Genomic DNA, 10,773 nt, shown 5'->3' with positions numbered 1-10,773 from the left:
ATACCCCGCAGTCGCTACTCCGCCACTTATCGCTACCGCAGCTCCAAGCATCACCGCTCCTATCATTCCCTTTCGTATCATCTTATTCATTTTCCTCCTAATCACCACATAAAAATGATCATAAAATCTATTACTGAATTATCTTTCAACATGTGGGCATGTACCGGACTTCTCGCATACGATTTCAAGTTCAACGCCGCCACAAGCTTCACATTCTCCACCTGTTTGCAACTGTGCAGGGTGTAAGCCTTCCTTCACCTTAAAATTTTTGCCGGGTTCTTCATATTCTGTACCACATTTAGGGCATTTAAATGTTACTCTTGACCATACCTTAGTGCTGGTAATATCATCCATACATATTTCGCAAATGCCAGGATGCGGTATGCATTTGCCATATGCTTCACAGGCAGTGTTTATACAGCTATAAGCAATTTTCTGACATCCCCATGCTGAAGGAAGACTAGTATGTTTTTTATCACCAGCGTCTTTGTGTGCCTTGAAATCCCATATGTAACCAATCTCAGAACATTCATCAAACTCTCGGACCTCTTTGCAATCCTTACAGTAGTAAACCTCCATAATCTGCCTCTTACCACAAGGCTTGTCCCACAAAGCATAACTAGAATGTACTACGGCAAATAACATACTAAAAATACCCAGCAAAACTATAATACCTTTCTTCATTTCACTTTCACCCCCTCTCCTTAATTTTATAAAAAACTACTGATTTAAAATTTGCACGACAAAAGAACTAAGCACAATTCATACCAACAACTGAACAATTTGTACATTGTCCATAATATATGAAGAAACAATTACTTGTACACACAGACACTTTGATGCTCTTAACACAAGTCATTTTTAACGGCAGTTATCAGCCATTTTACATAGCTTATTATTGCAAATTTGACATACTTTGATGTTAAATGCGCAATGTCTTGCTAATTTGATATTCCATATTTCTGCAACCGATAGCGGAATGTCCCTCGTGTTAATCCCAAAAGTTTTGCGGCTTTTGTGATGTTGTTTTTGCTTCTTTCTAATGCTTTCGCAACTAATTGTTTTTCCAGATCGTCAAGCGACAGGCCATTAGGTGGTATGTCAAAATTAACGGAATTATTTTGTGAAATGTTTTCATTTAATTCCGGAGGGGTGTAACCATGCACAATAGAAGTAGGAAGATGCTCTGTTCTTATAACGCCGTTTTTACACAAAATTACTGCGCGTTCAATAATGTTTTGCAATTCTCTTATGTTACCTTCCCATTTGTGCTTTATTAATATCTTTTCAACTTCAGAACTTAATACAATCGGAGTCTTGCCCATTTTTGCTGAAAAATGATTAACAAAATGTTTGCTCAGCGGGATAATATCCCCACTTCTCTCCCTTAAAGCGGGCAGCATTATTGGAAAGACGCTGATGCGGTAATAGAGATCATCCCGAAACTTTCCCTCTTTTACCATCTGTACAAGGTCTCTATTTGTTGCACATATAATCCGGACATCAACCTTTATCGTATCCGTACCACCAAGCCGTTCCAGCTCTTTCGATTCAATTATTCTAAGAACTTTTGCCTGTACTGCCGCAGACATCTCGGAAATTTCATCCAAAAAAAAAGTCCCGCCAGCGGCTAACTCAAATCGTCCCTTCTTAGTCTTTTCAGCTCCTGTAAATGCCCCTTTTTCGTAGCCAAACAATTCACTTTCTAGTAAATTCTCAGGAATTGCAGCACAATTAAGCGCCACAAAGGGACCACACTTTCTATCGCTGTTGTAATGTATCGCTCTTGACACCAGCTCTTTACCTGTACCACTTTCACCAGTGACCAGAACGGTGGAGTCGGTTCTTGTAACTTCGCCTACCAGCCGCAATGTTTCAACAACACTTGGAGAGTTGCCGATAATATTCCCAAAGTTATATTGCAACTCTAACGCCTTGCGTAGGTTTTTATTTTCAATAGTCAATGAGCTTACTTTTAAAGCTCTTTTTACCGCCAATTCTAAAATATCGTTATCGAAAGGCGCAACCAGATAATCAAAGACGCCTTCCTTCATAATGTCAATGGCAAAACCAACAGAACCATAAGCGGTCAACACGATGATTGGGATATCCGCTACCTTATTTTTCACCGCCCTGATAAAATCGATACTATTACTGCCAGGAACCTTTAGGTCTGTAATTAAAAGGTGAAACCTCTCTTTATCTAAATAGCGGAGGACATCCTCAAAGCTGTTTCCCGCAACAACTTTAACATCTTTCATCTCCTCGAATATCATCGTTAGCACGCGTCGCATGCGTTCTTCATCATCAGCTATTAATACCCTGTAAGTCATTATTCCACCTTGAAATATATCAAGCATTTAATTGATTCGGACTTAACAGTATAGCATCCGCCTGCTACAAAATTTTTATCTACTATAGCGCCCAAACAACAAGCGCAGAGACCATCAGACTCACCAATATTAACCCAGTGATCAAAAGTGGTACAGCAATCAGCCTTGATAAAAATTTTGCGAAAAGAGATGGAGGCGCTACCTTAAAACTATCCAACTGTCTTTGATTTTTTAGCCTTTCATATTCACCAAGGCGCTCATGTTTAAACTCAGCCTCCGTTATTCTCCCTGTAAATATCGATTCATCTACTGGCATTTTTTCAGGCAGTAAGTGCGTGTGAATGAAATGAATTGTGAAAATAAAAACAGCCGCCAGTATTGCTTCATATCGATGGATAATCAACGCAATACCGGGGATATCGAAGATGCTGGCAACCGAAACGGGAATAATTTTTGTAAACTGAACAGGAAACCAAAGAATTAAGCCGGTAGCGGCCATAACAATAGTTCCCCACATCAAAGAGAGATATTCAAACTTTTCCCAATAAATCCATCTATCAAAATTCGGCCTTTTGCCAATACCAATAAACCATTTGATGTCTGCTATTACATCAAAAAGATCTCTTGGTTGCAAAAGCATTGAATTAGGTCCCCAAAAAAAACCTTTCTTCTTTTTAATAGATACATTGAAAAACAGCCACGCGAAATGTAAAAAACCAGCAAAGAAAGTGATTAAGGCGCTGACCCTGTGAATATATCCTGCCGTAGGATATCCGCCAAACAACTCGTACAACCACCTCCCCCAATCATAACCGCTAAAGGCGAGTGGTAAGCCAGTCAAGACTAGCCCAAAAAAACTAATAATCGTTAAAAAATGACAGAATCTATGAAACAGCGTAAATCTTAAATAATTAGTGTTGCTCTTCATCGGAATGCCCCTTTCTCCTAAACTCGTCACGAACTGTAGCAAACCAGCCTAACAATGAATGGAGCCCAAACTTGGTAAATGTTAAAGCTAGAATACCAATATACGCCACAAACACAATACATAGGATTGTTTGGGGATTTTTAACTACTTTCTTCAACGCTTCAGGATCTTTGCGATAATTTTTTGCTGCAGCAAGCAAGGTCTTGTAATAATTTAAATTTTTTATCTGAGGATGTTCAACATGTTTCACGAAGCTTGCATTTGCATTTGCGTGACAACTACCGCATGTTTTAATTATGTTGTCTTGTCCAACCATAGACTCAGGTTCTGACGAGTTGAGAATAGTGTGTTTTCCATGACAATCAAAGCATACAGGCACATCCGTTGCGGTATGTCCAAGCGCAGTAACCTGACCATGTGCGTTATTCCTATAGCTGGCAAGATGCTCTTCATGACAAGAACCACATGTATCTATTGTCAACTTTCTGTGTAGCGGGTCAGTTTCCCTAAGAACATTCATCGGGGCTTTTTCTCCGTATATAGAAAAATGATAAGTAACCCCTCCATGACAATGCTTGCACGTAGGTACGTCCTTATCATTCTCCTTCATCAACTTAACATGCTTACTTTCATAATATTCCGCAGCAGGGTCGTCATGACAAAATGTTATACAGTCAACAGGCGTAAGATTAGGTTTGTGCCCATTTTCCGCAATGTCATCATCTTCGGCCTCTTCCAATGAAGCATGGCAATCTGTACAGGAAAAGTCTGTTCCACCATGTGCCGTTTTATCAAAAACCTCCCTATCAATCATCAAAGAAACAACTTCAATTTCACCCGTAACCGGGTCAATCCTAGCCTTCTCGGTCTTTTCTATTTTTTCCGGATCTGCATGACAACCATAACATGTTTCGTTCTCGGCCGCAATCAGTACTGCGGCCCGAGAACATAATCCTATTACAGAAACAAGAGCAATAAAGAAAAAACACCCCGGTCTAATAAATCGTAGTAATTGTTTTAATTTCATAATCTTTCTCTTCCTGTCCCTTTCCCACACTGGGGGTACCCATCGGGATATAATAACTCAAGTAACAACTCAAAACCCATCAATGTTTTTTCTTATAGGGCAAATAAAGCATATCGTCTTTAGGCAAGATGTCCGCCCATTTCTTCTTATCTGCATCAGAGAGCTTCTTAATTACAAGGTCAATATCATCTTCGTCGCGGTGGTCATCCTTCTTAAAATATTCTTTATAATCCATCACTTTATCTGTTTTAGGACACTTGTTCTTAGCATCAGCGCTCTCCCAGTGGCATTGCAGACATTGTTCTTTCACCGTAGCAGGTCCATTTATGCCCGCAACAATCAAGCCGGCGTCATATTGTGCTTTTCTTGCAAGAAGAGGGTCTTTCTTTAACAATTCTTTAAAGGCGTCCTTTCCCTTTCCCTGATAGTTTTTCTTCACCTTTTCATATTCTTCTCCGGCACCGTGGCACGCCTCACACTGCACATTTGGCAAATATTTTTTATCCCCAAATTTTTTCTTAATTTTCGCTCCCACAGCCGTTGCATGACACTTCAAACATTCAGGATTATCTTCGTCCGCTGTCCCCTGCAACCTTTTTTCCCAAGTATTTGAATGCAATCTCTCTTTGTATTCTTCCCCTTCATAACATCCCTTAGACATGTGACACTTACAGCCGGCATTACTAACAAATTTAGGCTCAGCTGCTTTCGCAGATACTGCAAATGAAATAGAACAAAATGAAATTACCAAACCACCAAATAATGACTTGTAAACTCTTCCTCTTAACATCTAAATGCTCCTTTCACATAATCAAAAAATAACCTTAAACTATTAAAATCTTAAAAAATATGAAACTCCTAAAACAATAAAACTTAACCCAATCACAACAATCGATACTCGTATAGCATCACCACAAACCTTTTTAATGATAATTTATCTTTAGTACATCTGCCAAACCCATTAATTTTACCACTTATGAAGAATTAGATCGAGAAACTAAGTATATATGAAGTTTAATGATGCATAGAATTGCGGTGCTTGCTGAAAAACATTTCCAAGCCTTATCTCAAATAATTACACCCCTTATGCTTAGTAAGCCATCATATCGCAATTTTTGAAATGAATAATCGGACGTAGATGCATACACTAGCATGGTTTTTTTATTGTGTCAACTAAAAATTGTTTTCCAAATCAATAAAATTACCATTTAAGTTTTTGCCATAAGATTATCGACAAAATTTGTATTTATATTCCCATTTGCAAATTGAGGATGTGTTATTAAATCCAATTGTAACGGAATGGTAGTTTTCACTCCTTCGATAACGTATTCACTCAATGCCCTACGCATACAGGCAATTGCTTCCTCACGTGTGTTTTGATGTACAATCAACTTAGCGATTAATGAATCATAGTACGGCGGGATTTCATAGCCGGAGTGAATGTGAGAATCCACCCTAACCCCTCTCCCTCCTGGAGGATGATAATTTGTGATCTTCCCCGGTTGCGGCCGAAAATCATTATAAGGATCTTCTGCATTGATCCTGCATTCTATAGCAACCCCCTGACTGCGAATTTTTTTCTGTTTAATATTTAATCTCTCTCCACTGGCAATCTTTATTTGTAATTTCACTAAATCTATTCCCGTCACCATTTCCGTAACCGGATGTTCTACCTGCAAACGTGTATTCACCTCTATGAAATAATAATTATTTTCCTTATCTAATAAAAATTCAACAGTTCCGGCATTTGTATAATTAATGGATTTTGCCATTTTTATGGCAGCCTTACAAATATCTTCCCGCGCCCGATCGGTAATGTATGGTGCAGGGGACTCTTCGATTAGTTTTTGGTGTCTTCGCTGCATGGTGCAGTCCCTTTCGCCCAAATGTATAATATTCCCGTAATTATCTCCAACTATTTGCACCTCAATGTGACGTGCATCTTCAATATATTTTTCTATATAAATAGACGAATCCTTGAATGCAGCCTTAGCCTCTCTTTGGGCAATAGTCAATGAATTAATGAGGCTTATATCATTATGAGCTACCCGCATTCCCCGTCCACCGCCCCCTAAAGAAGCTTTAATGATTACGGGAAAACCTATTTCATGTGCAACGCTTAACGCTTCCTGCTGACTTTTTATTACAGACAAACTTCCGGGAACAACAGGGACCTTGTTTTCTATTGCAATTTTCCTTGCTTCAGTCTTATTGCCAAGCTTCCTCAATGCATCAGATTTCGGGCCAATAAATACGATATTTGACGATTCACAAACTTCCGCAAAATGACTCACTTCCGATAAAAAACCATACCCAGGATGGATTGCTTCTATATCCGTGATCTCTGCAGCGCTGATGATGCTCGGAATATTTAAATAACTACCTTCCGCATCAGCAGGTCCAATACACACTACGATATCGGCTAGCTTTAAATAAGTGGCATTTGCATCCGATTTTGAGCAAACAGCGACAGTCTCTATCCCCATTTCGCGGCATGCCCTAATGATTCTCAAAGCAATTTCACCTCTATTTGCAACCATTATCCGGGAAAACATATTTCCTTCTTCCTTAATTATTTGAAATGATTCGAGTCCACTTATATCGTCGCTTTCTTTGTCTGTCGGACGCGAAAGAGCGGTTGCCCATACTCAACGGCCTCCCCATCTTGTACATATATTTCAATAATTTCACCTACCATTTCCGCTTTTACTTCATTCATAATTTTCATTGCTTCTATGATACAAACAACGGTTTCTTCATTTACGAAATCACCAATTCCAACACAAGGACTCTCGCCTGGAGCAGTAGAACGGTAAAATGTTCCCACCATGGGCGAATAAATCTCAGAAGAGCTTTCATTTTCCCGGGAAATTGCGAATGGCTGTTCTATCTGTTGGGCTTGCGCCGGATATAATGGTGGAATTGTCTGGTGAGAAATAGTTTGTGAATACCCGGAGATCCCCTTTTTTATTTTTATTTTTGTCGCTTCCTCTTGAATTTCGAGCTCAGACAACTCGCTCTCATCCATAATTTTTATCAATTGCTTTACTTTCTCTATAATGTCCATTATTTTTCCCTATATAAAATTTAGTAATTATCAAATAGTAAAGCGAAAATAGCATCTCTTATTACGAATTGTTTCATGTGTAAAAAATAAATTTCGGGCTTACGTGAAGAGATAAAGGATTGATTAAACGATGGGCTACTGAATGAATAGCTTTTCTATAATAAATATAGGCTATTGTTAAAAAGGGTCTTGCAGAATTTCCGCAATGAACACGTTAAATCATTCGTCAATATCCGATAACTTTTTAGGCAGTTTACTCAACACCTCACATCCCGTCGAGGTAACCAATACCAAATCTTCTATTCTAACACCTCCCCATTGGGGAATATAGATGCCTGGCTCTACAGTAAAAACCATGCCTTCTTTTAATATTTCATTGCTTTTCCTATTAATAAATGGCGCTTCATGAACTTCTAGCCCTACTCCGTGACCCAAACCGTGACCAAAATACTTTCCAAATCCTTTTTTCTCAATATAACCCCTTGCAACGGCATCTATTTTCTTTGCTATTACGCCAGGCCTTATGCTTCCAATTGCAAGGTATTGTGCATCAAGCACTATTTGATATATCCTTCGGAATTTCGGGGATATTCTATCCATGGTCTTAAGTCTTGTCAAGTCAGAATTATAATCCTGAAATCTTGCTCCCCAATCAATTAAAACGGTATCCCCTCTTTGAATCATGGTTGTTGAAGGGCGTGCGTGCGGCTTTGATGCATGTTTACCAACGGCACATATGATATCAAATGAACTTTTTTCCGCGCCCTGTTTCCTCAATTCATATTCTAAAATATCCGCTATATCTTTTTCAGTAATGCCATATTTTATTTTGCTTTGAACATTTGTATATGCTTTTTCCGCTATCCCTATAGCCTTCTGTATTTTTTCTAATTCATCCTTTGTTTTCTGCTTTCTATAATTCTCTACTATTCCTTTTACCGTAAGCATACAAATGTTATTTATTCTTTGTTTAATCTCATTAAACTGGTCTACTGAAATATATAAAGACTCGACGAGAAGTTTTTTTATTTTAAGTTGTTTAATCTTTCCACATATCGAATTTGTCAATGATATCTTTCTTTCTACTATTTTTATTTCCGGATTATCCTGGTGTGCTTGTTCTATATACCTGGAATCAGTGAATAAATAGTCGCTTCCCGGTGTTATTAAAAGAGCACTATCAGAACCTTTAAAATTCGTAATGTATCTGATATTTATCTCATTCGTGACTAAAAACCCATCCACGCCGTCTTCTTCTAATTTTTTCTTTATCTCGCCTAAACTCATAAATATCTAATTTACAGGAATAATTACATCTTTAATGTGCTTAACACTGTTTTTTAATTCGACATCATGCGCCATTCTCAGGGTCTATTTACGACTTTTTTTAATTTTTTCCATAAGTATATCGAGGAACGATTTAAACTGGTCATCTTTTTTCAATTCTTCGTTTATTTTTTTTATCGCAAATATCACTGTCGTATGTTTCTTGTTGCCAAAATAATTCCCTATTTGCTGATACGACCAATCCAACTGATTTTTTATTAAATACATGCATATCTGACGCGGAAACGATACCGTCTTCGCCTTCCGGCTCGAATGAAGGTCACTGCGGCTTATGTTAAAATGCCGCAACACCGCACCCTCTATCTCCTCCACCTTTACTACCTTGTCGTCGCCGTAAAAGAACTCCTTCAACACATCTTTGACAAACGCAATGTCTATCTTTCTGTCATTAAACCTGGCATGCGCCGTCAACGTCACCAAGGCGCTCTCTCCACCTCTCTTACACTATCATCAAAATTCTCCGCAATATACTCCAGCGCCTCCTCCGGAAAATACACATCGTACTTCGATGCCTTCGTCCTTAATATCAACAACCTCGTCGCATACTCCGGCCTCTCTATGCGCGCCACCATACCCGACATAAACCGGCTCGCCAAATTCTCCTTCAACTGGCTTATCTGCTTCGGATGGGCATCGCTCGCAAATATTATCCTCTTTGACGAATCATACAACGCATTAAACGTATGCAAAAACTCCTCCTGCACTCCCTGCTTGTTGGATAAAAATGAACGTCATCTATCAGAAATACGTCCACATTCCTGTATCTCTGCCTAAATGACTCCATCTTCCCTTTCTGCAATGCATAGATAAACTCATTCGTCCACTTCTCCGCAGACATATACACCGCATTCACCGTCTGCTCTTTCCTGACCCGATTCCATATCCCCACAAGCAGATGTGTCTTCCCCACCCCTACATTCCCATGAATAAAAAGGGGATTAAAGGGCGGATACTCCTCCTTTATCATTTCAAGGGCCGCCGTATATGCAAGCCGGTTATTGGGGCCTATCACAAAATCCTCCAGCAACAAACCCTTGTTTAACCCCAGTGCTTTCCTCCCAGTATACGCACCCTTCTCATCAACAACATCAGGCTTTTCCGGCAATACGATCTCTTTCTCCTGCTTGTTGTCCAGTATAAACCGTACATCAAGGTCGCTCCTCTTCAGAAACCGCCCTATGTCCTCTTTCAACAAACCGGAAAAATTCTCCTGCAGCCACATCTGGGTAAATACGTTAGGAACGGCAATGCTTGCGTAAGCATCACCTATTGACTCAAGACGGGTATTTTTGAACCACAGATTGAATCGTAATGGGCCTAATTTCTCTCTGACATTCTCAAGAATATCATCCCATATTTTTGAACAAGGTTCCATTGTGATTCCTAATTTCTTGTTGCTTGTTTTGGTTGGATTGTGAATACGCAATCGTACGCGAAGGATTGAGATAGTATCAAAAGAGTTTTTATGTGTCAAAAAAAAACCGGTGCTTTTTTTACCCAAAATTTTTGGCATACCACTGAAACGAATGCAACCCTTGCAGGTATCACATAGTTAAAAAAATCGGCCGCTTCTTCAAAAAGATGAAAATAATTTTTTTTCTCTCACCTCCCCGCCACATTTTTTTACCGCCGTTGTATTTGAGGTTCCATAAGTCGTATCAGTACATCATATTACCGCTGCTTTGCCTTCGCGATATACATTTACCCCCCAAAGTCGCTCATCAAATTATCCTGCGCACAGTTCCTGTTCTCTACCCTCTCAAACCGGGAAATTGATTGTGGATAATATGTCAGTAGCTTTCCTCACCCTTTGTATGGTTTCTTCTCGTTAATACCTTATTTGTAAGACAATACACCCCTTATTATCTCTCATACAATTACCTCTCCAAATGTGTTTATTGCATGTGCATTGTTTTGTAAATAAGTTTAAATGTTTTACTCTTCCATTTGCCTTTTTATTCTTTTTCTCCTAACTCGAAAATAAGATTACAAAAAATAGCTCAAGCACAGGTACCGCAATATGATATGGCTATAAAACCATTTTCATCGTTTCTGGGTGTTGTAAATGCAA

Annotated in this window: 11 protein-coding genes; all 11 read right to left on the bottom strand. The window is 39.0% G+C overall.

Annotation, left to right across the window (positions count from 1 at the left end):
* Window positions 1-138: 138 nt before the first annotated feature.
* The gene (locus tag M5U24_RS06040) at window positions 139-684 is read right to left on the bottom strand and encodes a hypothetical protein (protein ID WP_099326590.1); all 546 of its coding nucleotides are present in this window, start codon (window positions 682-684) and stop codon (window positions 139-141) included.
* Between the two features lie 257 nt (window positions 685-941).
* Window positions 942-2,333, bottom strand: coding sequence for a sigma-54 dependent transcriptional regulator (locus M5U24_RS06035; RefSeq protein WP_164995043.1), 1,392 nt, complete (start codon window positions 2,331-2,333; stop codon window positions 942-944).
* An 82-nt stretch (window positions 2,334-2,415) separates the two neighbouring features.
* Complete coding sequence (locus M5U24_RS06030; RefSeq protein ID WP_298201842.1) at window positions 2,416-3,174, bottom strand: hypothetical protein; 759 nt, start codon at window positions 3,172-3,174, stop codon at window positions 2,416-2,418.
* A 70-nt stretch (window positions 3,175-3,244) separates the two neighbouring features.
* On the bottom strand, window positions 3,245-4,288 hold the full coding sequence (locus M5U24_RS06025) for a hypothetical protein (RefSeq protein ID WP_099326587.1): 1,044 nt from the start codon (window positions 4,286-4,288) through the stop codon (window positions 3,245-3,247).
* A gap of 79 nt (window positions 4,289-4,367) precedes the next feature.
* The gene (locus M5U24_RS06020; protein WP_099326586.1) at window positions 4,368-5,078 is read right to left on the bottom strand and encodes a multiheme c-type cytochrome; all 711 of its coding nucleotides are present in this window, start codon (window positions 5,076-5,078) and stop codon (window positions 4,368-4,370) included.
* A 418-nt stretch (window positions 5,079-5,496) separates the two neighbouring features.
* Entirely contained in the window at window positions 5,497-6,843 is a 1,347-nt protein-coding gene (gene accC / locus M5U24_RS06015; protein ID WP_099326585.1) for an acetyl-CoA carboxylase biotin carboxylase subunit, read from the bottom strand.
* Between the two features lie 41 nt (window positions 6,844-6,884).
* Entirely contained in the window at window positions 6,885-7,355 is a 471-nt protein-coding gene (gene accB / locus M5U24_RS06010; protein WP_099326584.1) for an acetyl-CoA carboxylase biotin carboxyl carrier protein, read from the bottom strand.
* A gap of 219 nt (window positions 7,356-7,574) precedes the next feature.
* Window positions 7,575-8,642 (bottom strand): Xaa-Pro peptidase family protein, encoded by a 1,068-nt coding sequence (locus tag M5U24_RS06005; protein WP_099326583.1) that lies wholly within the window; start codon window positions 8,640-8,642, stop codon window positions 7,575-7,577.
* 84 nt (window positions 8,643-8,726) lie between these two features.
* Complete coding sequence (locus M5U24_RS06000; RefSeq protein WP_298201844.1) at window positions 8,727-9,119, bottom strand: helix-turn-helix domain-containing protein; 393 nt, start codon at window positions 9,117-9,119, stop codon at window positions 8,727-8,729.
* Window positions 9,116-9,391, bottom strand: coding sequence for a DnaA/Hda family protein (locus M5U24_RS05995; RefSeq protein WP_298201839.1), 276 nt, complete (start codon window positions 9,389-9,391; stop codon window positions 9,116-9,118). Before M5U24_RS05995 ends, M5U24_RS06000 begins: the two co-directional genes overlap by 4 nt.
* Entirely contained in the window at window positions 9,349-10,077 is a 729-nt protein-coding gene (locus M5U24_RS05990) for a DnaA/Hda family protein (protein ID WP_298201837.1), read from the bottom strand. The genes M5U24_RS05995 and M5U24_RS05990 overlap by 43 nt, the downstream gene beginning before the upstream one ends.
* Window positions 10,078-10,773: the final 696 nt, after the last annotated feature.

The organism is Candidatus Kuenenia sp. (assembly GCF_027493735.1).
Taxonomy (GTDB): Bacteria; Planctomycetota; Brocadiia; order Brocadiales; family Brocadiaceae; genus Kuenenia; species Kuenenia stuttgartiensis_A.
Note: the sequence above shows the minus strand (reverse complement) of the source record. Positions and strands in the feature narration are given on the sequence as shown.

What these genes read in the sequence shown, in the direction of transcription:
- accB (WP_099326584.1), bottom strand. Translation starts at nt 7,355, where the DNA reads ATGGACATTATAGAGAAAGTAAAGCAATTGATAAAAATTATGGATGAG.
- M5U24_RS05990 (WP_298201837.1), bottom strand. Translation starts at nt 10,077, where the DNA reads ATGGAACCTTGTTCAAAAATATGGGATGATATTCTTGAGAATGTCAGA.
- M5U24_RS06025 (WP_099326587.1), bottom strand. Translation starts at nt 4,288, where the DNA reads ATGAAATTAAAACAATTACTACGATTTATTAGACCGGGGTGTTTTTTC.
- M5U24_RS06005 (WP_099326583.1), bottom strand. Translation starts at nt 8,642, where the DNA reads ATGAGTTTAGGCGAGATAAAGAAAAAATTAGAAGAAGACGGCGTGGAT.
- M5U24_RS06035 (WP_164995043.1), bottom strand. Translation starts at nt 2,333, where the DNA reads ATGACTTACAGGGTATTAATAGCTGATGATGAAGAACGCATGCGACGC.
- accC (WP_099326585.1), bottom strand. Translation starts at nt 6,843, where the DNA reads ATGTTTTCCCGGATAATGGTTGCAAATAGAGGTGAAATTGCTTTGAGA.
- M5U24_RS06040 (WP_099326590.1), bottom strand. Translation starts at nt 684, where the DNA reads ATGAAGAAAGGTATTATAGTTTTGCTGGGTATTTTTAGTATGTTATTT.
- M5U24_RS06020 (WP_099326586.1), bottom strand. Translation starts at nt 5,078, where the DNA reads ATGTTAAGAGGAAGAGTTTACAAGTCATTATTTGGTGGTTTGGTAATT.